Here is a 23,993-nt window from a genome sequence, read left to right on the forward strand (position 1 = left end):
AATATATAGTATACTATATATATTGGCAATAATAAAAAGGAGGTACAAACGTATGACAGATAAAAAAATAGAATTATTTGAAAATTATCCAGTACATAAAGCTCTAATTACGCTAGCACTTCCAACAATATTAGGAATGTTAGTAAATGTTTTTTATAATATGGTAGATACTTTTTTCGTAGGACAGACAGGCGATCCTAATCAGGTTGCTGCGGTATCATTATGTATGCCTATATATTTGCTTCTTATGGCTTTCGGTAATATATTCGGTATAGGCGGCGGATCATATATATCAAGGAAATTAGGTGCTAGAGATTATGAATCTGTAAAAAAGATATCAGCATTTGCTTTTTATGCAAGCATTATAGTAGGTTTTATATCTATGGCTGTATATCTTATATTTATGAAAGATATATTAAAGATATCAGGTGCAAGCCAAAATACTTATCAATTTTCTAAAGATTATTTAATAATAGTAGCATTAGGAGCTCCTTTTGTAGTTAATCAGATGGCTATGGGGCAAATTATACGTGCTGAAGGTTCTTCAAAAGAGGCTATGATAGGTATGATGATAGGTACTGTAGTGAATATTGTATTAGATCCTATTATGATACTTTATATGAATATGGGTGTTGCCGGTGCTGCTCTTGCTACAATTATTGGTAATGCTTGTTCTACTGTTTACTACATATACCATATTCTAAGAAAAAAATCTTTCCTATCTATACATTTTAAAGAGTTTTCTTTACAATCAGATATACTTTCAAATGTATTTGCAATAGGAATACCTGTTTCAATTAATAATATACTTATGAGTGCTTCAAACATATTGATAAACAATTTGGCTGCAGGATACAGTGATAATGCAGTAGCAGGACTTGGAGTAGCTCAAAGAATATTTACTCTTGTAGTATTAGTATTTATAGGGCTTTCTCAAGGGCTTCAGCCTTTTGTGGGTTACAACTTCGCTTCTAAAAATTATAAGAGAATGAATGCAGCCATTAAAATATCTTGTGCTGTAAGTGTTGTAATAGGATTTTTACTTTTGGGCTTATCTTTAATATTTGGAAGATTAGCAGTAGCTGTATTTATCAACAATGAAGAAGTAATTGATTATGGTGTAAAATTCTTAGTTGCTAGTTATTCTATAGCTCCTATAATAGGCTTCCAATTTGTATTTATGTCTACATTCCAAGCATTAGGAAAGTCAATTCCTTCTTTGGTGCTTTCTATAAGCAGACAAGGTATAGCATTTGTTCCTACAATACTTATAGGTACAAAATTATTCGGCATAAAAGGCATTATATGGGCTCAGCCTATAGCTGATATAGTTACTGTTATAATGGCTAGTATTATGTACATATATATTTATAAGAAAATGAAAAAGAAATTAACTGAAGAAGAAAATAATAGTGAAAATAATTCTGAACCAGCTTATGCAAATGTATGACATTTCGTAAACTTTTCATAGACCTTAGCCTGCACTTTTATTCTTGGAAGTGCAGGCATTTTTTATTATATATAACATAAATAAATATTTTTGTTTTATAGTTTTTACACAAAATATATTTAATTCTCAATCGTTATTATGAAACTTAGTTTTTAATAATTCTGTATTTGGTGATATATCAAATCCTAAATTTCCTATTTTTATAACTTTATTAAAAAAGAATTCACTAATTTCACTTTGTGGCAAATCGTAGTTACGTCTATATCTTGTTAAATCCCATTTTTCAACAATAGCTCTATTGGCATATCTTTCGCATCCACCTATTATTGAATTAGCAGCATGTTGTTTAGAAACTTTTTTCTCCAAATAAAATTTTGAAGCATTTTTTACACTTTTATCTATGATATTATATATTTGAGAAACAGAAAAATTTTCTAACATTAGCTCAATAATATTATATGTTTTATCTGCTGGATTAAATTCAAAATTTATTTGCTTAATTTGATATATTAAATATTCTATACATTCATTAATTGCTATATCTTTCCATAAATTATATGCATCATTAATATTTTCTAAATTATAATAATCAGGATTTATTATTTTTTTAATAAGATTGTCTAAATTTAAATCATCATTTATATTTAATATATACATAACTTGATCAATATAATATATACTTGGAAATTCTTCACAATCTTTAAATGATGATACGTCAGAAAATGGACTAACAACTAAAGCTTGTATTTTTATTAATTCTCTATACATTCTAAAAGTTAATTTATCATATGGAGATAACTTTATATTAGAACTATTAAGATCTTTTATATATGATAAATCCTCTGATATTAATGCTCTTACAATAGAACCTAAATAAACTTTATTAAAAAAATTTAAATTATTAAAATTTATACTATCTATATTTTCTGTACTATATGTTTTTTTTATAATCTCTCTTTTATAATTTAATATTTTTATTTTTTCTTGTTGACAATAATAGCATTGACAATATTTATCTTCATATTTATGACCACAATTTTGACAAAATAAATCTTGAATATTATAATTATCCCCATACATTTTAGATTTTCTATTATAAATCATATTACTATTACAATGTCTACATTTATATTCAGGAACAACTTTTGCTGGGAAATAAGTATATAATTTGGAAGATTTTATATCTAAATTATATTCTTCTAAAATCTTTTTAACATTATAGCCGCTGTAATATTTTTCTATCAAAATGTCTAATTCTTCTTCATTTAAGTGTGATAAATCTTTATACATTTTATATCTTTATCCTATAATATTAATTCTTTAATTATATAAAATTATACATTTTATAAACTATATTACAATAAAATTTATTTATATACTGAAAATTTTTAAGTTTGTCAATTTTTTATTGTTCTTTTTCCCGCCGCAAAAAGAACCAAAAAGTGCAAGTATAAAATTAGCATTAAATCATACTAATTATGTTTTATAGGTAAGATAAATTACTAAATTTAAGTCAAAATGTAGCCTTTCGCCGAAGGCGAGCTTCGACTGTGGCACGCCAAAGGCGGACAGCGTCCAAAAGAAGTGGGGTGTTGCGTAAGCACGCAGAGCGGTGGGCAAAGCCCCAAATATCAAAATAAAAATACAACTTTATTTTTTCTTGTTACAAAATTAGATTTTCTAGCTGCCCACCCAAGCATTAATTAGATTTAAGATTATCCTCAACGCACGCAGAATGCATTCTTATAATAAATATAATTTGGATTAATAATTAAGCTTATATTTATAAAATCACTTTGCGTGCGATAATAATGCAGCAAATTTAAGCAAAACTTGGGTGGGTGCTGAAATTTCTCATTAAGTTATAAATGTAGTTAATATTTAAATTTAAAAAATCATTATAAATAATGAAGGGTGGGGAATTTAATATAAGTTTTAAAACTTAAATTACATTTGCCCGCCCTTTATATTTAAAGTTTCTATCTGTAATATAAACTTTATTTTCTCTTATTATCAAACTAGATTTTTTAGATGCCCGCCCAAGATTTTTTAAATTTTAAACCATATATACAAAAATTATTAATCATCATAATCTTCATCGTTTAAATCTATAAATATAGTGTATAAAGCACATATATTGTCATTTTCATCATAAGCAAAATATGAAGGATAATAACCATCACCATAACCGCTTGTAAATAATACTATATTAGAATCGCTTTCAGGGACATTCCAATTAAGCCAATCACCATATTCAGATTGATATTTAGGATTATTTTTGGCATTATCCTCTAATAAGTCGGAAAATAAATCATCGTATCTGTTATCGAAATCTCCGCCGCTTTCTTCTTCAAGTTTGTTTTCATATTCAAAATATTTTTTAGCTGCGTCATAATCGCAAAAACAACCCATACCAGCATCTACTGGATATCCGAAAAACTCACCTTCTTCTACTTCAGATAAATCTTCTTCTCCTGTAACGGCAAGTTCATATCTTTTAGGTTCTTTGTCAGAGAAAGAAATTTTAGCTATAGAAATTCTCTCCTCATCTTTTATTATAAGAAGAGAAACTTTATATTTATCAGGTTTTACAGTTTGAATAAATGGAGTTACTTGATCATCATACATATATGCTAAAGGATCACAGGCAATTATTTTACCTGATGATAAATTAACTTCTCCTATATCTAATATATCAAGCTCTGTATCATTAAATTTTTTATCTCTAAAAGGCTTATCCAAATCAAAACCAGGCAAAAGCAAATGTTTTACTTTATTGAATTGTTGTTTGAAATCTTTGTCCATATACTACTCCGAATAGTTATTATATAATAATATACTATAAAAGATAAATAAAGACAAATAAAAAGTTTATTCTAACTTAAAGTAAACAAGTTATTGCTGCAAATTATTAGTGCTATTGGCAATATCTCTTCCCAAATCAGAACTCTGACTGGCCAAGCTTGAGTTTTCCTGTGTGATATTGTTAAGCTCATTCATAGAACTTCCTATTTGTTTCACACTGTCTTCCTCTTCATTAACTGAAGATGCAATATTAACCAATATCTCAAGTACATCATTAGTTGATTTTTCTATTTCAGATAAAATATTCAAAGAGTTTTTAGCAGAATCATTTCCTATATCTATCTTTGATACAGTAGTATCTATAATATTAGTTATATTAACAGCAGCTTCATTAACGTTTTGTGCTAAAGATCTAATTTCAGAAGCAACAACAGCAAAACCTCTTCCTTGATCACCAGCACGTGCAGCTTCAACAGCAGCATTTAAAGCTAATATATTAGTTTGAAAAGCGATATTCTGTATTACTTTACTAATATTAGATATTTCTTTACTAGATTCATAAATTTCACCCATATTATTTGTAATTTCACTTACTGATTGAAAACCTTTATTAGCAGATTGTGTTACTTCATAGCTCATATCCCTAGCTAATTGACAATTTTTAGCAGTAGATGATATAGCAGAAAATAAACTTTCTACAGATGCTGATATTTCTTCTACAACAGCAGCTTCTGAAGAAGTTCTATTAGATAGATTATCTATTCCTGATGATATTTCATTTGAAGCATTATTTATTGCCTGTATATTAAGTTTTAACTGAGAAACTAAATTATTTATAGATGACTGCATATCATTAATTGAATTATTAAGTTGTCCTGCAACACCTGATTTATTTAATTCATTTTCTTCAAATTTATTATTGAAATTACCATCTTTCATTAAAAATATTGTATTGATGGCGTTATTTAGGTTTTTAGATAATGGTATTGCTATTTTAGAAACTAATAATAATTCTAATAATATTAATATAACTATAATTATTAAAAAAGATAACATTATCTTATTAAAATTGTTATAAAATTCTTTAGCACTATTTTTGAATACCAAAAAGAAAGGAGTATCCTGTATTCTTTTTATAAAAAACCATTCATCTTTTACTAAACCTATTTTGTAATCTATAGATGAAAAAGAATCTTTAAACTCTTCAAATATAGGATCATTAAATAAAGTAATATCTTTATTTAAAATATAATCTTTATTATTATGTGTTACATAAGTTCCATCTAAATAAACTAAATAAAAATTATAATCTGAATATTTTTTAGCCTTTAATATTAAATCTTCCATATTATCAAAGTCTATACCCAAAACACCCATAAGATTTGAATTAGTATATACAGCTTTACTAAAAGTAATTGCTATTTTTCCTGATGCAGCATCCACATAAGGTGCACTTATCACTATATCTTTAGTTTTTAATGCATCCTGATACCATCCTCTGCTTACATGATCATAAGTTCTAGGATGTACTACTAGAGTATTAATAAACATACCGCCTTTTGAATAAGAGATAGTTTCTCCGAAATAGATACTTAGATAATTTTTATAAGTATTTTGTACATTTGTTATAAATTTTCCGAAATAATAATAATCGGAAGATATTTCTAGACTTTTGGAAAGTAATAATATATCGTTTTTTATATCATTTAAATAATTTTCAGCTACAATATCAACATTCATAGCTTGAGACATACTGCTATTTAAAAATTGGTTTCTGTATATTGGTTTATAAATAAAATATACAGATATTAATACTATAGTTAAGAAAATTATAAATGGTGCTAGAAACTTAATAATTAAATCATTTTTCATACAATTACTACTCCTTTATTTAAAAGATAGCAATTTATAGTTAATAATTCAAGTAATAATTAAATTTTATTATGATTTAACTATAAAAAATATTGTATTTATTGATTAAATTGCATCCACATTTCTAGTAGCTATTATATCAGATCCTGTAACATTATGAAGTATGATATCTCCTATATGAATTGGTGCTTGAACTTCAATATTTTTTAAAGCCTCCAAACATTCAGGTATTTTTGATTTGTCTATAGGCTCTTTAGTTTTTACAGGAAGCATCTTTAATTTTCCGTTTTTTACTCTTACTATAGAAGTAACCATTCTTACAGGACGTACAACTTCATCTCTTGCATAAGTGTCGCCCCTTTTGCAAGTGTTACCGCTTACACTTAAAACATTACTGCCTTCTAACTCTACAGACAAAGCACATCCCATAGGGCAGCATATACAAGTTAATTCTTTTTTTTCCATAATTAATTACTTCCTTATATATTTTTTATTGTTTTTTATTTTTTACTTATTGAGCTCATTAAATAAACTCAAATCAGCCATCATATTTTTAAGCATTATTTCAATTCTTGGCATATGTTCTGCTATAGTAAAGCCAACAATTTCCTTTTCTTTTGCAATATCATTTATTATTCTTACTGCTTCATTTATCTTCATTCCATTAGGAGAAACTCCGACAGCAGCTATTATTTCATTAGGGTCAAGCACATCCAAATCAAAATGTATCAAAACCTTAGAAGCATTAGATTTTTTTAACCATTCTATTACAACTTCACTTGATGAGGAAGTAGTTTCAGGAGCGAAATGAGTTATGCCGTATTCCTCTTGACGTTTTTTTATTTCATCTCTTTCCCAATCTCTAAGCCCTACAAATAATATTTTATCAGCTGAAATTTTGCTTGGAAGTATAGAGCTTATATATTTATCAACATTACCCATACAGGCACTAACAGCCATAGCATGATATCCGGCATAAGTATTATCTTCAGGCAAAGTAATATCAGGATGAGCATCTATCCAAATTAAAGCAACATCATTATCATATTTCTTATTTAAATATGTGAAAGGCACTACACTAACAGAACATTCGCCTCCGAAAGTTATTATTTTATCAGGATTATTTTTGCTTAAAATATACAATGCATTTTTAGTCTGAGATACTATAAAATCATAATCAATAATACCGTTTTTTATTTCTCTATTTTTTATATCTAAAGAGACAGGAACTTCTAAAGTTTCATGATTATCATTTTTAGGGGCAAGTATGCTTAATAATTTTGCCCCAAGATAATAACCTCTTGAAGAATCTTCAGGCTTTAATTCCTTTATCCAATGAGATATAATTCCTCCCTGCCACTGCGGATAAATTAATCTTATAGTTTTACTCATTAATTAACCCCGATAATCAATTATCTTCTATTTTAAACTCAATATTTTTTAAGCCTTCTTTTGAAAGCATATCTTTATCAAGCTTTACTGTTTCCATTTCACCTGGAGCAAATATCAAATGCTTTTTATGTATTACTCTCTCACCATCAAAATAAACATTCAAAAATTTATTCTGAAATATATTGCCTACTCTAAATCTCACCATTACATGATCATCTACATTATCAACATTAATCATAGAAGGAACGGTATATCTTACTCCATTAGAGCCTTTTAGAGAAATAGAGTTGCTGTCATTTCTTCTTTTGTTTTTAAGAACATAAGAAGCAGCACTCTTTCCTGCAGTTTCAGCTTCCTCAGATACAAAGTCTACTAAATCATGAACATGAAGAACATTGCCGCAAGAGAATACTCCGTCAATATTAGTTTCTAAACTTTCATTAACGAAGGCTCCAGAAGTTATAGGGTTAATTTCAACACCAATCTCTTTTGAAAGCTCATTTTCAGGAATAAGTCCCACAGATAAAAGTAAAGTATCACAGGAATAATATTCTTCAGTACCTTTAATTGGCTTCATATTTTCATCAACTTTAGCTATTGTAACACCTTCAAGCCTGTCTTTTCCTTTAATATCTATTACTGTGTGTCTAAGTTTAAGAGGTATTCCAAAATCGTCCAAACATTGAACTATATTTCTTTTAAGCCCTCCGGAGAAAGGAAGTATTTCAGCTACTACCTTAACTTTAGCACCCTCAAAAGTCATTCTCCTAGCCATAATAAGACCTATATCCCCAGAACCAAGTATTACAACTTCTTTACCAGGCATATATCCTTCAATATTAACTAAATGCTGAGCAGCACCGGCAGAAAATATTCCGGCAGGTCTAAATCCTGGTATATTCAAAGCTCCTCTTGAACGCTCACGGCATCCCATAGCAAGTATTACAGCTTTTGCATTGATTTCAATTAAACCTTCTTCTTTATTTATATAAGTGATTTTTTTAGTTTTGTCATTATTAAGTACAATATCCAAAACCATAGTATTAAGCTTATAATTTATATTTAGATTTATAACTTTTTCTATGAATCTATAAGCATATTCAGGTCCTGTAAGCTCTTCACCAAATCTATGAAGTCCAAAACCATTATGTATGCATTGATTGAGTATGCCTCCAAGTACGGCATCTCTTTCCAACATAAGTAAATTATCTATTCCATTTTCTTTAGCAGAAATGGCAGCGGCAAGTCCGGCAGGTCCTCCGCCTATAACAACAACATCATAAGATTCCATTTTTTACCTCGTTTATTTTTTATCTATAAACTTTATTTTACTTTTATATACTAAAAATTTTATTTTTTGTTAAAAAGCAATTTTTTAAATTTTATATTTGTATGCTTTGCCATTACAAACTATACAGTGTGCAGCAGCCTAGTTATTTTACCTCTGCTATGCATACAGTATCAATGTAGCTTTAGATATTTTCCGTATACAGCGAGAACATTAATACATTCGCATACTCTTTCGATAATAACTGCATTTTTAACCTAAAATAAGCTATTAACTTATATTCAATAATATTATAAAGTTTCCTTGTCATAACCAATAACTATTTCAGAACCTTTACCGCATTTTGTAATAGTTAAAGGAGAAACATCAAGTTCTCTGGCTAAAATTTCTATTATTTTAGGGGAACAGAAACCTCCCTGACATCTTCCAAGCCCTGCTCTTATCCTTCTTTTTACTCCGTCAAGAGATTTAGCTCCTATTGGTCTTTGTATAGCTTCTATTATTTCACCTTCTGTAACCTTTTCACATCTGCAAATTATATGTCCGTATAAAGGATTTTCTTTTATAAGGTCGTTTTTCTCTTCATTAGAAAGGGCATTGAAATGAGTAATGCCTTTTCTTGTTTCTATAAAGTTTTCTTTTTTCTCGAAATTTCCTTTTTTGCTTACTATATCAGCAACCATAAGCCCTATAGCAGGAGAAGAAACAAGTCCAGGAGATTCTATACCGGCACAATCAAAAAATCCTTCGCAGTCTTCAAGTTCTTTAATAATAAATTCATGATTATCTTCATGAGGTCTAAGTCCGCAGAATGAAGTAATAACTTTATTATAAGGTATATTTTTTACTGTCATTTTAGATTTTTCTATAATCTGAGCAAGTCCGTCAGCAGTGGTGTTTAATCCCTCTTTATCTTCTATATCAATTGCAGTAGGCCCAAGCATTATATTGCCATGGGCTGTAGGAGTAACCAAAATACCTTTACCTAATTTTGTAGGAAGAGCAAATATCGTAGAAGTTACAAGATTATCAACTTCTTTGTCTAGTAAAATATAATCTCCTCTTCTAGGAGTGATATGTATTTTATTTTTACTCATCATATTATGGAATTTATCTGCATAAACACCAGCAGCATTTACAATATATTTAGCTTTTATAACTCCATTATTAGTTTCAGCCTCAAAAGTTCCGTCATCAAGTTTTCTTATATTGATAACTTCAGTATAAAATTTAAACTCTACTCCATTAGCATAAGCATTTTCAGCATAAGCAATATTTAATATAAAAGGATCAACTATACCGCCGGTAGGGGCATACAAGGCCGCACATACATTATCATTTAAATTAGGCTCTCTTTTATGAACCTCTTCTCTGTTTAATATTTGAAGTCCTTCAACTCCGTTTTTTATTCCTCTTTCATATATAGCCTGTAAATTAGGCATATCTTCCTCATTAGTGCATACCACCAAAGAACCATTCTGTTTGAAAGGAACATCAAGGTCTTCTGCTATTTTTGGCATCATCTTATTTCCTAAAACATTCAATTTAGCCATAAGAGAACCATTTGCAGCATCAAAACCTGCATGCACTATTCCGCTATTAGATTTGGAAGTACCAGAACAAACATCTTCTCCTCTTTCAACAACGCATATATTAGCTTTGTATCTTGATAATTCTCTAGCTGAGGAAGTACCTGAAACTCCAGCACCTATAATCAATATATCATACATAATATATATTTCCTTTGAATTTTATACAATTTATTTCAAAAATAAGAATATATATGCATATTAATATCTTATAAAAATAAAATATTAATATGCATAAATTTAATGACAAATTATAAAGCCCAGCCTCTTGATCTTTCAACGGCTTTTTTCCAACCCATATATTTTTTATTTCTTTCTTCTTCAGAAAGAGAAGGAGTAAACTCTCTCTCTAATTTCCATCTGTTAGTGATTTCATCTTTATCTTTCCAGAATCCAACAGCAAGCCCAGCTAAATAAGCAGCACCTAAAGCTGTAGTTTCAGTGATTTGAGGACGAAGAACTTTTGTATTAATAATATCAGATTGAAACTGCATTAAGAAATTGTCTCGGCAAGCTCCTCCGTCAACTTTTAATGAAGAAAGCTTAACTCCGCTGTCAGCAACCATAGCATCTATAACATCTTTACTTTGATAAGCAATAGCCTCTTCAGCAGCTCTTATTATATGGCTTCTATTAACTCCTCTAGTAATACCTACTAAACATCCTCTAGCATACATATCCCAATAAGGAGCACCAAGACCAACGAATGCCGGTACTAAATAAACACCATTGGTATCTTTTACCTTTGTAGCGAAATATTCAGTATCTTTAGCATCATGAAGAAGTCTTAGTTCATCTCTTACCCATTGTATAACGGCACCTGCTATAAATACAGAGCCTTCCAAAGCATATTCTATTTTTCCATTATATCCGATAGCTATAGTAGTGATTAGTCCGTTCTTACTTAATATAAAGTTTTCACCTATATTCATAAGAATGAAGCTTCCTGTACCATAAGTATTTTTAGTATCTCCCTTATTGAATCCAGCTTGTCCGAATAAAGCGGATTGCTGGTCTCCTGCTATGCCTGATATAGGAACTTCTTTTCCATTAATATGAGCATATCCGTAAATACAAGAAGAATCTTTTACTTCAGGAAGCATACTCATAGGTATGTCCAATTCTTTTAAAATGGTTTCATCCCATTTAAGTTCTTTAATATTATATATCATAGTCCTTGATGCATTAGTATAATCTGTAACATGCACTTTACCGCCTGTAAGCTTCCATACAAGCCAAGTATCTATTGTACCGAATAATAGTTCGCCTTTATTAGCTTTTTCTCTTGCACCTGGTACATTATCAAGTATCCATTTAATTTTAGTGCCGGAGAAATAAGCATCAACTACCAAACCTGTATTTTCTCTTATATATGTATCAAGACCTTTTTTCTTTAATTCATCGCAAATAGGAGCTGTTCTTCGGCATTGCCAAACTATAGCATTATAAATAGGCTCTCCTGTATTTTTATCCCATACTACAGTAGTTTCTCTTTGGTTAGTAATACCAATAGCAGCTATTTCTTCCGGCTTAACTCCGGCAATCTGTATAGCTTCCTGCAAAACCCCAAATTGAGTAGCCCAAATCTCAGCTGCATTATGTTCTACCCAGCCTTCATGGGGATAAATTTGAGTAAACTCTTTTTGAGCAACTGATACCATATTTTGATCATAATCAAATACTATAGCTCTGCTGCTTGTTGTACCCTGATCTATTGCCACTACATATTTAGCCATAATTAAAACTCCTTTATTAAATTTATTTTTTAATAATTCTATTAAAATTATTTTTTAGCAAATATTCTTCCTACTGTAATATCATAAATAATAGCTCCTAATACTCCGCCTACTATAGGTCCTACTACAGGTACTATCCATATATTGCTTCCATCTGTAAGTCCGTTATTTTTGAATCCTGCAGCAACAGCAAAAAGTCTAGGTCTTAAATCTCTTGCCGGATTTATAGCATAACCATGCATAAAACCGAATGATGTGCCTATGGCAACTATTATAAGACCAACTATTATAGGTCCTAAATTTGCACCTGCAGGAGTATTGTTAGCATCTCCTGTAGCTAATATTAAAAATACCAAAAGAAATGTACCTACTACTTGGTCTATAAATCCGTATAAAAATCCTGGAACTGCTGGGAATGTAGCGAATACTCCTGCTGTATTTTCAAAATTAGGATCAACTTCTATCCATTTTCCATAATAAACAGCAAATACTATAGCAGCCCCTATAAAAAAGCCTATCATTTGAGCTAATATATAATACCAAACTTTAGACCATGAAAATCTTCCTGTTGTAGCTAGGGCAAGTGTAACGGCAGGATTTAAATGAGCACCGCTTATTTTACCTGAAGCATATATACCGAAAGTAACAGCAAGTCCCCAAGCTATATGTATATTTATAGGAGCACCATTATTTCCTATATTAACTGATGCAACTACTCCGCATCCAAATAATGCTATAAACATAGATCCCATTAATTCTGCTAAGAATTCCGATCTTTTATTATACATATCGAACCTCCATAATAATAGTTTTTAATATATGTGTTTTGTATTTGTTAATTGACTCCGCCAACTCTATACTGTTCGCATACAGGGCATCTTTTTGGAGGAGTAGCTTCACTATGAACATAACCGCATTTTCCGCATTGCCATTTATTTATGCTTTCAACATTTCCTCCTAAATATTTTTCAAACATTTTTTTATGTTCTTCTTCTATTTTAGCTACATGCTCAAAAAGTATGGCTATATCATTAAAACCTTCCTCTTTGGCAGTTTTAGCAAAGTTTAAATACATTTCTGTAGCTTCATAATTTTCGCCTGTAATAGCATCTTTTAAATTTTCATCTTTTGAAAAAATTCCATGATATCTTTCAAACCATAATTTTCCATGTTCCTGCTCATTTCTTGATGCCTTTTCATAAGCCAATGCCAAATTTTCCATTCCATCTTCTCTAGCTTTCTCAGCATAGTACATATATTTGCACCTAGCTATAGCCTCTCCAATAAAAGCTGCTTTCAAATTCTCATTTGTTTTTGAATTTTTTAGATCCATGTACTCTCCTTAATAATTTTCTTTTCCTATTAACTAGTATAGATATTTTACTATTTAAAATATATAAAAACATAAAAAAAGAAATTTTTATATTTTATGTATCGGTTATTTAATATTTTAAAATGATAAAGTATCAATATCGTAAAAAATAAAACTTTATATAATTTATTATATATTATCGTTTTTATTATTTATTTTATAAAGGCAAACAATAGAAAGAAAAGCAAGTACAGAAAGTACGGCACCTCCAAATCCTACCCATCTTATACCAAAATTATCAAATATACTGCTTCCTACAAATGATCCTAAAGCTATACCAAAATTGAATGAAAAAGAATTATTTGATGAGGCTAATGTAAGGCATGAAGGATATTCTCTTTCTGTAAAATCTAAAATATTTAACTGAACAGGGGAGTTCATTAGGTACATTAAGAAACCTATGATTAATATTACAATAGAAGAGCTTACAGCATTAAGAAGTGCAAAAGGCAAAACTATCATACATAAAAACTGCATCATAAATACATATCTTAATCTGTATACTCCATTATGCTCTGCTAATTTACCTGAAAGAAGATTACTGAAAAGAACTGTTACTCCAAACACTAGTAATGCTGCACTTACATATTTATTAGGTATATGAATATAATTAAGGAAAATAGGCTTTAAATAAGTATAAAGTACATAGGAAGAGGCCGCTCCGAATAGTATTGTAAATGTACTTAATATAAATCTAGCATCTTTAAATAGTATAAATTGTCCTAATAATTTTACTTTATGAGTAGGCGTATTTTTAGGAAGAGTAATAAACATTAAAATAAGCATGACAGCACTGAAAATAGATATAAATATAAAAGAAGCACGCCATCCGAAATAATAGCTTATGCTTGTTCCTATAGGTACTCCGAATATTGAAGCTATGCTGAATCCTGAATATATCCAGGCTACAACCATAGGTCTTTTATCTTTTGTTGATATATAAGGGCTGAATGATATTGAAACAGATATTAATGCTCCTGAAATTATAGCTATAAACATTCTCACAATAAGTAGGAATGTATAATTTGAGGCTAATGAGCATAAGAAATTTCCTACTATAAATAATATGCCTGCAAATATTATAAAATGAAATCTATTGAATTTTCCGGCAATAGCTGCAGAAAAAGGTGTGCATACTGAATAGGCTAGGGCAAACATAGATACAAGCCCTCCGGCTTTAACTTCTGTAATGTTAAAACCTTCAGCTATCTCTGTTAAAACTCCTATAACTATAAACTCACTTGTACCTAAAGCAAAACTAAGAAGCACTAAAGAAATTATAGCTAATAATCTATTTTCTGAAGTGCTGCTTGAAATAACATTTTCATCATTGTTATTAGACATAAATAAACTCTCAAAAATAATTGCATTAGTTCTATACCTTTTTTGAAAAAAATTCAATTATAATATATGATTTATTCAGCAAATTTTTAACAAAAAATAGGTTATATTTGTTATGAAAAAATCAAACAATAATAATTCATTAAAATATTTAGAATTAGCAAAAGAAAAACAGGAACTTGGCGAATATAAAGAAGCATTGGAATATTATAAAAAATCTATAGAAGAAGATCCTGAAAATATAGAATCTTATTTCGGACTCAATTTAATTAATTCTTATATTGAAATGGAAAATGAATTAAAAAATGATGATAATGATTGTAAAACAAATAAGCATATAGAACTTTTTAATATATTTAATGGTTTTTTAGATAAAAGATAAAAATCATAAATATTTTTTTAATTCTTTATAAATCTCTGAAGCAAATACACTATGTCCATTCTCATTTAAATGAACTCCGTCAAAGAATATATCATAATAATTATTTTCTTTTAAAATCTTATTTACGAATATATTATAAACATCTATGCTTTTTATATTATTTTTAGCAGTGTAATCATTTATAAAATTGACATACTCTTTCAAAATACTTTCAAATTCTTCTATATTGTTAGATTCAAAAAAGGTGAAAACTTCTTTAACAAAAGCAATAGGTGTAAAAGCAATTATATCAATATTATTTTCTAAAGCCTTGTTTATAATATTTATAAAATTATTTTCTATTTCTTCTAAGTATTTGCATGTAAATATATCATTGACTCCGCCCATTAAAATTACAGTATCAGCATTTTCTTTTACGCAGTCCATATCAAAACGAACAAGCATTCCGGAAATCATATCTCCGTTAATACCTTTATTTATAAATTTTATATTTTTATTTTCTTCAGCAAATTTATCATTTAGAATTTTAGTCCAAACCTTATTCCTTCCAACCATATATCCGTAAGTAGTGCTGTCTCCTAAACAAACTATATTCATAAATACTCCTAAAAAATTTTTATTCAGGCTAAAATAACCTCTCCGCCTAATTCTTCTATTGCTTTTTTTACATTATCATCTATTTTATCAGTTATAAATATATCTATATCTTTAAAATCTGCAAATTTTGCTAATTTGTATTTCTCATATTTTGATATATCTGATATTAATATGGATTTTGCCGAGCATTTTATCATAACTTCTTTTACATACGATATAGGAAGAGAACCTATTGAAATACCTCTGTTTATAGAAAAACCTCCTGCAGATAAAAATACTTTATCTGCATTGAGTCCCTCAAGCATTTTTAAAGTGTATTCTCCGCTTACCCAATGAAAACCATTGCTTACAATACCGCCTAAAATAATTATATTAAATCCGTAAGGCTCTAATATATTAACGCAAGTTAAATCATTTGTTATTATTGTTAAATCTTTTTTGCTATGCATTAATTTTGCAAGTTCATGTATAGTAGTTCCTGAATCAAGTATTATAGTATCGCCGTCATCTATTAATTCTAACGCCTTTTTAGCTATTATTTTTTTAGCTTCTAAATTTTCAGTTCTTTTTTCTAAATCTAATTCCTGAGATGATTTTGATTTTGTTATAGCGCCTCCATGGGTTCTTGTTATTTTTCCCAATGTTTCTAAATCTTTTAAATCATTTCTTATAGTAGATATACAAACTTTAAAATATTCGCTTAATTCATTAACAGTTGCCTTTTTGTTATTGTTTATATATTCTATTATTTTTGCTCTTCTTTCTTCAGCAAATAATAAATCATCACCTAAATTAGACATATAATTCCTCTGATATTATTTATTAATTTATTATATATCAAATATTAACAGTTTCAATATCTTTTTTTATTTTTTATTATTGTTTTATACTTTTTATTGGTGATTATTGTTGACTTTTATAGGTTTTACACTATAATATCGCTATCATACAATAATAAATAATAATAATTAATAATAAAGGATAATATTATGAGTAATTTTAATAGTTTAAAAGATACTTTTACTTTAAATAATGGTTATAAAATTCCTTGTATAGGTTTCGGTACTTGGCAGACTCCTGATGGGGAAACTGCAATAAACTCTGTAATAGAAGCTATAAAATCAGGTTACAAACATATTGATACAGCTGCTGTTTATGGAAACGAAAAGAGTATAGGAAAGGCTATTAAAGAAAGCGGCATAAATAGAAATGAACTTTTTGTAACTAGTAAGGTTTGGAATAAAGACAGAGGATATAAAACAACATTAGCTGCTTTTGAAAAAACTCTTAATGATTTACAGCTTGATTATTTGGATTTATATCTTATTCATTGGCCTGCATCAGTAAATAAATTCAATGATTGGGATAATATAAATTTAGAAACTTGGAAAGCTATGACAGAACTTTATAAATCAGGTAAAATAAAATCAATAGGTGTTTCAAACTTTATGCCTCATCATTTGAAATCATTAATGGAAACAGAAATTAAGCCTATGGTTAATCAAATAGAGTTTCACCCTGGTTTTATGCAGGAAGAAACTTTTAAATACTGTAATGATAATAATATATTAGTTGAGGCTTGGAGTCCTCTTGGTACTGGTAAGATGCTTAATAATGAAACATTAAAAAGCATTGCTTCTAAATATAATAAATCTGCAGCTCAGCTTTGTATAAGATGGTGCTTACAAAATAATACTTTACCTTTGCCTAAGTCAGTAACAGCTTCACGTATAAAGGAAAATACAGAAATTTTTGATTTTGTTATAAGCGATGAAGATATGAAAACAATTAATGCTATGGAATATTTCGGAGGTTCAGGACATCATCCGGATAAAGTTAATTTTTAATAAAAAATAGTTTAACTGTATTTTTTATATGCTATTATTTATATTGATAAAATATGATTTAAGATATATAATAATTCAAAAAATTTATTAAGGGGATTTTTAAATGAAATTTTTTATAGATACAGCAAATGTTGATGAAATCAAAAAAGCTAATGATATGGGTGTTATTTGCGGAGTTACTACAAACCCATCTTTGATAGCTAAAGAAGGAAGAGATTTCAAAAAAACTATAGAAGAAATTACTACTATAGTAGATGGTCCTATATCAGGAGAGGTTAAAGCTACTACTGTTAAAGCTGAAGATATGATAGCAGAGGCAAGAGAAATAGCTAAAATACATAAAAATATGGTAGTAAAAATTCCTATGACAGTTGAAGGATTAAAAGCTGTAAAAGTATTATCTAAAGAAGGAATCAAAACTAATGTTACTTTAATATTTTCAGCTAATCAGGCATTACTTGCTGCAAGAGCCGGTGCTACTTATGTTTCTCCTTTCATAGGAAGACTTGATGATATATCAATGGACGGACTTGAGCTTATAAGAACTATATCAGAAATTTTTGCTACTCATGCTATAGAAACTGAAATTATTTCTGCAAGCGTAAGACACCCTATTCATGTTACTGAATGTGCATTAGCAGGTGCAGATATTGCTACAGTACCTTATAGTGTTATAGAACAGATGACTAAACATCCATTAACAGATCAAGGTATAGAAAAATTTAAAAAAGATTATGAGGCTGTTTTTGGTAAATAATTTAATCTAAATATCTTTTGAGTAATAATCTCAATAATCAGTAATTATTTTTATATTAGGCGAAGTATTTTTATTATACTTCGCTTTTATTATATTTTATTCTCCGAAAATGGCATCAACTAAATTCGTTTTATTATCATTTTCTTCATAAATAATATCATCTATACCAAACTGTATTAAACTTGATAAAGCATCAGGAAAATCTAAATAGCTGAATACATTTCCTTTGATATTGCTTCCTTCAAGAGAATCATCAAAATTTAATAATTGATTAAGTGCTATATATCCTCTTCCATTATTAGTTTTAAGCCATTTATCAGTATCAGATTCTTCAGGTACTTTCTGCCAGCTTTTTGGAAAATACACTTTATCATATATAATATAACTAGCATTTACTATTCTCTCTGCCTTATTTTTATGCACATAAAACGGAGTAACTTCAAAATGCTTTTCTAATCTTTTGACTAATTCTTTTTGAGCAAAATTACTTTCGCATAATATTTTTTTTATATTTTTATTAGATAGAAATTTTATTATGCTTTCATCTGTTGTGGAATTAGTATCATTTCTTATAAGTCCTGAATCTATTAAATAAATATCTTCTCCTATCTGCGCATATATTATTGCCGAAGTAAAACAATTATATTCACCGAATGCAGGATCCACTACAGCTTTATGTTCTGAAGAATTAATTTTTTCTTTTATATCGTTTAAATCATCATCATAGAATTTTAATTTTGAATATAAGAAAATTTTTCCTTGTTTATTTTTTATTTTTCCAAGCCAAATATGATCATACATTTTTGGCATAAGTTTTAAAGTAGAAAGTCTTGACTTATTTAATATATCACTAAAATAATAATTGCCGTCATAATTTATAGATGTAATTAAAATATTATTATCTTCATACTCTTTATAATTGTATTTATTATTATTTTTATCTGTATAGAATTGATTTTCTAAATTGAATTTGCTTACTGTTTTATATATGAAATCTGTTTCAAATCTAGGATTAAATGCTATCCATATTTCACTTTTTTCAGCTCTTATTGAAGGCTCTAATATTTCATAACTTCTCTGTGTGAGAGTTTGTGCTTCTTCTATAAAGCATATTCTTACATTATAAATAGATTTAATTTCTTCAATAGAGCATTCTCTTATTCCTAAAAATATAAATTTGCAGTTTGTGATTTTATTAATGATTTCATTTATTTTTATATTAAAAAACTTTTCTAAATTAAGTTCTTTTATAATGCTTATTAAAAGAGGGTAGGTTGAATAACTAATTGATTTTTGAATTTCTCTTGAGCATAATATTACACCGCTTTTTTCAAAACTTTTAGCTATTAATATTCTTGCTATTGATTCGCTTTTTCCTCCTCCGCGTCCTCCGAATGCTATTTTTAATCTCTTTTCAGTATTTGCCCATTTTTCAAAAGGTTTTAATATGTTAAATTTTATATTCATAATTTTTTCTCATAATTTATTTTTATATTTGATTGATATTCATTTGTATAGAAATAATATCCTCATATAAAAAGCAAAAATTATAAGTTTTTATTAATATAGTTATATATATTTTATATTTTGTTTGAAGTATTTAAAAAAATATATACTTCAAATGCATTTTTTATATTCTTTAGTATACTTAGCCATATTTTTCAAGTGAGTATTAAAATTTTATAAAAGGAGGAAAATAATATTGGTAATTTAATACTTGCTTTGATTTATTATTTTTTAATTAAGTAAAATGGAGATAAAAATGAAAAAAATTATTGGCTTTATTGTAATATCAGTATTTATGATGATAGGCTGTTCAACTGTAGCAACTGTTGATAGAATACCTCAAAGTTTGCAGCTTACAGGTGATGATATTGAAGTGGGTGAAGTTTTAACAGCTGAACTTCCTTATGATGCAAAAGATGAAACTTTAAAAGAGCAGTTAATAGCTGAGGCTTTAAAAGATACAAATTATGATTTTATTATCATGCCTAGATATGAAATAGTAAAAACAGGATTTTCTACAAAAATGAAAATAAGAGGAAAAGGTGCTAGGGTAAAATAATCCTTTTGAAGAAATAATTATAAAAAAACCTCATGCTTTTCTAGTATGAGGTTTTATATTGACTTATATATTATTAAAATTTTTTATTATGAAAAATAATGCAAATAATCATATTTAGAAATAATAATATTTATATATTTTTATTATATTTAAAAATATAAAATGAAAGATATAGGATAAAAAATGAATACTTTTTTAAAAACAATTTCTTTAATTTTGATGATGATATTTTTTGTATTTTCTTTATCATGTTCTAATGATGTTACAAAAACAGGAAACGGCATAGATGCAAAATATGCAGGAAAATATTCTGCAGAAGTAAATAGAAAACATAAAAATGGTAATATAGAAAATGGAAGAGCTACATTTACAATTAATAATGACGGCTCTGTAAAAGGTTCAGTAACTTATTATGGAGGCTCAAATCCTGAAGATGTAGAATTATCAAAAGAATATATTGTGAAAATTTCAGATAATAGTTATAGTGCTGAGATAAATTTTATTGGGTTAAAAAAATATAAATTTACATTTAATAATAATATTTTTCATCTTAATATAATTAATGAAGATAATTCTATTACATCTGGTAGATTGATTAAGTCTAATTGATTTTAAAATGTAAATTTATTTAAAATTTTTTGTAAAAAAAATTGACATGTAAAGATAAATGTATTATAATGTAAATACAGTAAATAATAAATTTACAATATATTTACAAAGGATATGTTTATGAGAAAAATGATTTTTAAAGCAATACCTGCCTTGATAATATCTTCAGGTATGTTATTTGCTCAGTATTATGATCCATATAATTACCAGAATAATTATAATTATCAAAATAATCAGAATAATTATAATGCATATCAAAATAACAATGTACCGGCAAATAACTACTACAATAATTACTATCAGGAGTTTATGAGAACTTTATCTCAGGAGGCGAATAATCCTAATAGTATTTATTATAATCCTGGATTTTATGAACAATATAATAATTATAATGCAATGCAAGGAAATCCATATCAAGATACTATGAATGCTATGAATTGGGCTTCTCAAAATTATAATACTCAGCCTTATAACGGCAATAATACAGCACAAAATCCATATCAAAATAATTATTATAATTACAATGGTTATGATAATACAGCGCAAAACTCATATCAAAGCAGTTATGATAATTATAATCAAGGTTATGATAATTATAATAATCAAGGATATAATAATAATGCAAATTATGTAAATCCTTATGAAGAATTAATGAAAATATTGGAAAGAGAATCTCAAAATCCTAATAGTCCTTATTACAGCCCTAATGCAAATCAGAATGGATATAATGGAAATTATGACAATAATACAGCACAGAATAATTATTCAAATCCTTATGATTATAATGCATATAATTATAATGCACAAGATCCATATCAAAATAACTACTACAGCGGATATGATTATAATGCTCAAAATTATACTCAAACAAACAATAACATGTCAGATGATCCTTATAAGATAGCTGCTGAGGCTTTGATAAAAGCTGCAGAAGAATTAACTAGAAAAGCAAATGAAAATAATGCTTATGCACCTGAAGAAAATCAAAATTTGAATAATAATAACAATGCGTCTGCAAATACTCAGAATGCTCCATTATACGTTCAGGATTTTTATACTCCTTTCAAAGTACCTCAAGTAGTTTTGGATACTGCAGCATCAAAATATCCTAATGTTCAGATATTAGATGTAGAAGTAAAAGAGATAGGAACATTCGAAGTGAGAATGGCAAATAATATGAGACTTTATATAGATAGAAACGGAAACTTCCTTAGAGAAATGGCAGATTATTAAACATATTTTTGTTCTTATTGATAAAGAGTCCTAATTATTTAGGGCTCTTTTTTTATTTAGTTTATATAAAAATTCTATAAAAATTAATTTACTTTAAAATAAAATTTTTATATACTATTCTAAAAATAGTAAATAAGGATTTTTTATGTCAGTAAAAATACCATATGATAAAATAGTAAATGAGGATTTTATTGGAAAAGAGGTTAATCCGATTAATCAGCAGGATATTTACAAAATAGCAGAAGAATGTACTAATGAGATTATTAAAGATTTTAAAGATGAAAGTATTAATCTGCTTATAGTAGATCCGCAGAGAGATTTTATAGATATGGATAAAGGAGCTTTGCCTGTAAAGGGAGCTGTTAATGATATAAAAAATATAATAAGATTTATATATGATAATATGGAAAGGCTTTCAAGCATTTATGTTACTTTGGATACTCATAGATATGATTCTATATTTCATTCTATTATGTGGACTGATTTTAATGATAAGCCTGTTGCTCCGTTTACAGAAATAACTTTAGAAAAAATTTTGAATGATGAAATAATACCTGTTTATGATGAGGAAATACAGATTAATTATGTAAAGGCTTTAAAAGAAAAGAATGCTCAGAATTTAATTATATGGACTTATCATTGTATATATGCTACGGACGGTTGGCTTATAGATAAACAGCTAGCTAATATGCTTTTATTTTTTGAAGCTTCAAGAAAAGTTTATATAAATAAAATACTAAAAGGGCAGGATGCTTTCAGTGAGATGTATGGTGTTATAAGACCTGAAGTGCCTACAGAGTATACAAAAAACTATGATACTTCTTGGGTTTATGATATAGCTAATGCTGATAAGATCTATATATGCGGAGAGGCTAAAGATTATTGTGTTTATGAAAGTGTAAAACAGTTTTGCGAAGTATATCATAATGATAAAAGCGTAACAGAAACTATTAATATAATGATGAATTGCAGCAGTGCTATAGGAGACAATAAATTATGCGAACAAAAATACGAAGAACTTTCTAGTAAATACGGTATAAAATTAATAAATATTTAATAATTAAAAAAAATTATATAGCTATTGATTTTTTATTTTATTATGTTATAATTTTAACACTTAAAAGTAAGTTCTTTTCAATTGCGGGCGTCGTATAATGGTTATTACCTTAGACTTCCAATCTAAAGATGACGGTTCGATTCCGTTCGCCCGCTCCATTTATTTAATTTCTATTTCATAACAATTTTCATTAACGCACGGTAAGCAAAATTTATAACATAATCGAATTTATATTTCAAATTAATTTTATATATTTATACCAATTCAGCGTGCGGTGAGAATACAATAAATTTAAAAAAATCTTGGGTGGGTAGCCATAATAACTAAACAAATTAATAAGACAAATGAAATTCAAATACCAGAAAAAACTATAAGCTTAAAGGGTGGGCAAATGTAATTAAATTTTAAAGCTTTGATTACATACCCCGCCCTTTATTCTTCATAACTATATTTTAAATTTTAACATTCATTATCTTTATAACTTATTTAGAAATTATAGCACCCGCCCAAGTGTTAATTAAGTTTAGAATGTATTTAACGCACGGTAAACAGAATTTATATAATACAATAAAATTTGAATTATAGATGAACTTATATTTTA

The 23,993-nt window shown here is 27.8% G+C and carries 22 protein-coding genes and 1 tRNA gene; 9 read left to right on the top strand and 14 right to left on the bottom strand.

Annotation, left to right across the window (positions count from 1 at the left end; genetic code table 11):
• The first annotated feature begins 52 nt into the window (after positions 1-52).
• On the top strand, positions 53-1,450 hold the full coding sequence (locus tag BHYOB78_RS00795) for an MATE family efflux transporter (RefSeq protein ID WP_012671452.1): 1,398 nt from the start codon (positions 53-55) through the stop codon (positions 1,448-1,450).
• Positions 1,451-1,576: 126 nt separating this feature from the next.
• Here the strand turns inward: BHYOB78_RS00795 and BHYOB78_RS00800 are convergent, their stop codons facing one another.
• The 11 genes from BHYOB78_RS00800 to BHYOB78_RS00850 all read right to left on the bottom strand — a co-directional run bounded on the left by BHYOB78_RS00800 (position 1,577) and on the right by BHYOB78_RS00850 (position 14,848).
• Positions 1,577-2,740 carry a hypothetical protein gene (locus BHYOB78_RS00800; RefSeq protein ID WP_020064589.1) on the bottom strand — a complete coding sequence of 388 codons (1,164 nt, stop codon included), beginning with the start codon at positions 2,738-2,740 and terminating at the stop codon, positions 1,577-1,579.
• Between the two features lie 789 nt (positions 2,741-3,529).
• Positions 3,530-4,255, bottom strand: a complete 726-nt coding sequence (locus BHYOB78_RS00805) for a DUF4241 domain-containing protein (RefSeq protein ID WP_012671454.1) — start codon at positions 4,253-4,255, stop codon at positions 3,530-3,532.
• A gap of 90 nt (positions 4,256-4,345) precedes the next feature.
• Positions 4,346-6,127, bottom strand: coding sequence for a methyl-accepting chemotaxis protein (locus tag BHYOB78_RS00810; protein ID WP_028331338.1), 1,782 nt, complete (start codon positions 6,125-6,127; stop codon positions 4,346-4,348).
• 105 nt (positions 6,128-6,232) lie between these two features.
• Complete coding sequence (locus BHYOB78_RS00815; RefSeq protein ID WP_012671456.1) at positions 6,233-6,592, bottom strand: DUF1667 domain-containing protein; 360 nt, start codon at positions 6,590-6,592, stop codon at positions 6,233-6,235.
• Positions 6,593-6,634: 42 nt separating this feature from the next.
• Entirely contained in the window at positions 6,635-7,519 is an 885-nt protein-coding gene (locus BHYOB78_RS00820; RefSeq protein WP_012671457.1) for an arginase family protein, read from the bottom strand.
• A 16-nt stretch (positions 7,520-7,535) separates the two neighbouring features.
• Positions 7,536-8,810, bottom strand: coding sequence for an NAD(P)/FAD-dependent oxidoreductase (locus BHYOB78_RS00825; protein ID WP_020064588.1), 1,275 nt, complete (start codon positions 8,808-8,810; stop codon positions 7,536-7,538).
• Between the two features lie 287 nt (positions 8,811-9,097).
• Complete coding sequence (locus BHYOB78_RS00830) at positions 9,098-10,537, bottom strand: NAD(P)/FAD-dependent oxidoreductase (RefSeq protein ID WP_020064587.1); 1,440 nt, start codon at positions 10,535-10,537, stop codon at positions 9,098-9,100.
• Positions 10,538-10,647: 110 nt separating this feature from the next.
• Positions 10,648-12,132 carry a glycerol kinase GlpK gene (gene glpK, locus BHYOB78_RS00835; protein ID WP_012671460.1) on the bottom strand — a complete coding sequence of 495 codons (1,485 nt, stop codon included), beginning with the start codon at positions 12,130-12,132 and terminating at the stop codon, positions 10,648-10,650.
• Positions 12,133-12,179: 47 nt separating this feature from the next.
• Positions 12,180-12,920, bottom strand: a complete 741-nt coding sequence (locus BHYOB78_RS00840) for an MIP/aquaporin family protein (RefSeq protein ID WP_020064585.1) — start codon at positions 12,918-12,920, stop codon at positions 12,180-12,182.
• Positions 12,921-12,967: 47 nt separating this feature from the next.
• A complete protein-coding gene (locus tag BHYOB78_RS00845; protein ID WP_012671462.1) occupies positions 12,968-13,465 on the bottom strand; it encodes a rubrerythrin family protein in 498 nt (165 codons plus the stop codon).
• Positions 13,466-13,633: 168 nt separating this feature from the next.
• Positions 13,634-14,848 carry an MFS transporter gene (locus tag BHYOB78_RS00850; protein ID WP_020064584.1) on the bottom strand — a complete coding sequence of 405 codons (1,215 nt, stop codon included), beginning with the start codon at positions 14,846-14,848 and terminating at the stop codon, positions 13,634-13,636.
• Between the two features lie 112 nt (positions 14,849-14,960).
• On the opposite strand from BHYOB78_RS00850, the gene BHYOB78_RS00855 reads away from it, so the two are divergent.
• Entirely contained in the window at positions 14,961-15,227 is a 267-nt protein-coding gene (locus tag BHYOB78_RS00855) for a tetratricopeptide repeat protein (protein WP_020064583.1), read from the top strand.
• A gap of 3 nt (positions 15,228-15,230) precedes the next feature.
• Here the strand turns inward: BHYOB78_RS00855 and BHYOB78_RS00860 are convergent, their stop codons facing one another.
• Together BHYOB78_RS00860 and BHYOB78_RS00865 are read right to left on the bottom strand one after the other, a co-directional pair.
• On the bottom strand, positions 15,231-15,824 hold the full coding sequence (locus BHYOB78_RS00860; RefSeq protein ID WP_020064582.1) for a GDSL-type esterase/lipase family protein: 594 nt from the start codon (positions 15,822-15,824) through the stop codon (positions 15,231-15,233).
• A gap of 23 nt (positions 15,825-15,847) precedes the next feature.
• On the bottom strand, positions 15,848-16,624 hold the full coding sequence (locus BHYOB78_RS00865; protein WP_012671466.1) for a DeoR/GlpR family DNA-binding transcription regulator: 777 nt from the start codon (positions 16,622-16,624) through the stop codon (positions 15,848-15,850).
• Positions 16,625-16,813: 189 nt separating this feature from the next.
• Between BHYOB78_RS00865 and BHYOB78_RS00870 the strand changes: the two genes are divergently transcribed.
• Together BHYOB78_RS00870 and fsa are read left to right on the top strand one after the other, a co-directional pair.
• Complete coding sequence (locus BHYOB78_RS00870; RefSeq protein WP_012671467.1) at positions 16,814-17,671, top strand: aldo/keto reductase; 858 nt, start codon at positions 16,814-16,816, stop codon at positions 17,669-17,671.
• A 103-nt stretch (positions 17,672-17,774) separates the two neighbouring features.
• Positions 17,775-18,428, top strand: a complete 654-nt coding sequence (gene fsa, locus BHYOB78_RS00875) for a fructose-6-phosphate aldolase (protein WP_012671468.1) — start codon at positions 17,775-17,777, stop codon at positions 18,426-18,428.
• A 96-nt stretch (positions 18,429-18,524) separates the two neighbouring features.
• Here fsa and BHYOB78_RS00880 read toward each other — a convergent pair whose 3' ends face one another.
• Entirely contained in the window at positions 18,525-19,895 is a 1,371-nt protein-coding gene (locus tag BHYOB78_RS00880) for a phage terminase large subunit (RefSeq protein WP_020064581.1), read from the bottom strand.
• A gap of 295 nt (positions 19,896-20,190) precedes the next feature.
• Between BHYOB78_RS00880 and BHYOB78_RS00885 the strand changes: the two genes are divergently transcribed.
• The 5 genes from BHYOB78_RS00885 to BHYOB78_RS00905 all read left to right on the top strand — a co-directional run bounded on the left by BHYOB78_RS00885 (position 20,191) and on the right by BHYOB78_RS00905 (position 23,550).
• Complete coding sequence (locus BHYOB78_RS00885; protein ID WP_020064580.1) at positions 20,191-20,493, top strand: hypothetical protein; 303 nt, start codon at positions 20,191-20,193, stop codon at positions 20,491-20,493.
• A 183-nt stretch (positions 20,494-20,676) separates the two neighbouring features.
• Positions 20,677-21,102, top strand: a complete 426-nt coding sequence (locus tag BHYOB78_RS00890) for a hypothetical protein (protein ID WP_012671471.1) — start codon at positions 20,677-20,679, stop codon at positions 21,100-21,102.
• 120 nt (positions 21,103-21,222) lie between these two features.
• Positions 21,223-22,335, top strand: a complete 1,113-nt coding sequence (locus tag BHYOB78_RS00895; protein ID WP_020064579.1) for a hypothetical protein — start codon at positions 21,223-21,225, stop codon at positions 22,333-22,335.
• A gap of 145 nt (positions 22,336-22,480) precedes the next feature.
• Positions 22,481-23,392, top strand: coding sequence for a cysteine hydrolase family protein (locus BHYOB78_RS00900; protein ID WP_065203221.1), 912 nt, complete (start codon positions 22,481-22,483; stop codon positions 23,390-23,392).
• Positions 23,393-23,475: 83 nt separating this feature from the next.
• A tRNA-Gly gene (locus tag BHYOB78_RS00905) sits at positions 23,476-23,550 on the top strand.
• Positions 23,551-23,993: the final 443 nt, after the last annotated feature.

Origin of the sequence: Brachyspira hyodysenteriae ATCC 27164 (assembly GCF_001676785.2) — a bacterium.
Taxonomy (GTDB): domain Bacteria; phylum Spirochaetota; class Brachyspiria; order Brachyspirales; family Brachyspiraceae; genus Brachyspira; species Brachyspira hyodysenteriae.

What these genes read in the sequence shown, in the direction of transcription:
- BHYOB78_RS00795 (WP_012671452.1), top strand. Translation starts at nt 53, where the DNA reads ATGACAGATAAAAAAATAGAATTATTTGAAAATTATCCAGTACATAAA.
- BHYOB78_RS00800 (WP_020064589.1), bottom strand. Translation starts at nt 2,740, where the DNA reads ATGTATAAAGATTTATCACACTTAAATGAAGAAGAATTAGACATTTTG.
- BHYOB78_RS00805 (WP_012671454.1), bottom strand. Translation starts at nt 4,255, where the DNA reads ATGGACAAAGATTTCAAACAACAATTCAATAAAGTAAAACATTTGCTT.
- BHYOB78_RS00810 (WP_028331338.1), bottom strand. Translation starts at nt 6,127, where the DNA reads ATGAAAAATGATTTAATTATTAAGTTTCTAGCACCATTTATAATTTTC.
- BHYOB78_RS00815 (WP_012671456.1), bottom strand. Translation starts at nt 6,592, where the DNA reads ATGGAAAAAAAAGAATTAACTTGTATATGCTGCCCTATGGGATGTGCT.
- BHYOB78_RS00820 (WP_012671457.1), bottom strand. Translation starts at nt 7,519, where the DNA reads ATGAGTAAAACTATAAGATTAATTTATCCGCAGTGGCAGGGAGGAATT.
- BHYOB78_RS00825 (WP_020064588.1), bottom strand. Translation starts at nt 8,810, where the DNA reads ATGGAATCTTATGATGTTGTTGTTATAGGCGGAGGACCTGCCGGACTT.
- BHYOB78_RS00830 (WP_020064587.1), bottom strand. Translation starts at nt 10,537, where the DNA reads ATGTATGATATATTGATTATAGGTGCTGGAGTTTCAGGTACTTCCTCA.
- glpK (WP_012671460.1), bottom strand. Translation starts at nt 12,132, where the DNA reads ATGGCTAAATATGTAGTGGCAATAGATCAGGGTACAACAAGCAGCAGA.
- BHYOB78_RS00840 (WP_020064585.1), bottom strand. Translation starts at nt 12,920, where the DNA reads ATGTATAATAAAAGATCGGAATTCTTAGCAGAATTAATGGGATCTATG.
- BHYOB78_RS00845 (WP_012671462.1), bottom strand. Translation starts at nt 13,465, where the DNA reads ATGGATCTAAAAAATTCAAAAACAAATGAGAATTTGAAAGCAGCTTTT.
- BHYOB78_RS00850 (WP_020064584.1), bottom strand. Translation starts at nt 14,848, where the DNA reads ATGTCTAATAACAATGATGAAAATGTTATTTCAAGCAGCACTTCAGAA.
- BHYOB78_RS00855 (WP_020064583.1), top strand. Translation starts at nt 14,961, where the DNA reads ATGAAAAAATCAAACAATAATAATTCATTAAAATATTTAGAATTAGCA.
- BHYOB78_RS00860 (WP_020064582.1), bottom strand. Translation starts at nt 15,824, where the DNA reads ATGAATATAGTTTGTTTAGGAGACAGCACTACTTACGGATATATGGTT.
- BHYOB78_RS00865 (WP_012671466.1), bottom strand. Translation starts at nt 16,624, where the DNA reads ATGTCTAATTTAGGTGATGATTTATTATTTGCTGAAGAAAGAAGAGCA.
- BHYOB78_RS00870 (WP_012671467.1), top strand. Translation starts at nt 16,814, where the DNA reads ATGAGTAATTTTAATAGTTTAAAAGATACTTTTACTTTAAATAATGGT.
- fsa (WP_012671468.1), top strand. Translation starts at nt 17,775, where the DNA reads ATGAAATTTTTTATAGATACAGCAAATGTTGATGAAATCAAAAAAGCT.
- BHYOB78_RS00880 (WP_020064581.1), bottom strand. Translation starts at nt 19,895, where the DNA reads ATGAATATAAAATTTAACATATTAAAACCTTTTGAAAAATGGGCAAAT.
- BHYOB78_RS00885 (WP_020064580.1), top strand. Translation starts at nt 20,191, where the DNA reads ATGAAAAAAATTATTGGCTTTATTGTAATATCAGTATTTATGATGATA.
- BHYOB78_RS00890 (WP_012671471.1), top strand. Translation starts at nt 20,677, where the DNA reads ATGAATACTTTTTTAAAAACAATTTCTTTAATTTTGATGATGATATTT.
- BHYOB78_RS00895 (WP_020064579.1), top strand. Translation starts at nt 21,223, where the DNA reads ATGAGAAAAATGATTTTTAAAGCAATACCTGCCTTGATAATATCTTCA.
- BHYOB78_RS00900 (WP_065203221.1), top strand. Translation starts at nt 22,481, where the DNA reads ATGTCAGTAAAAATACCATATGATAAAATAGTAAATGAGGATTTTATT.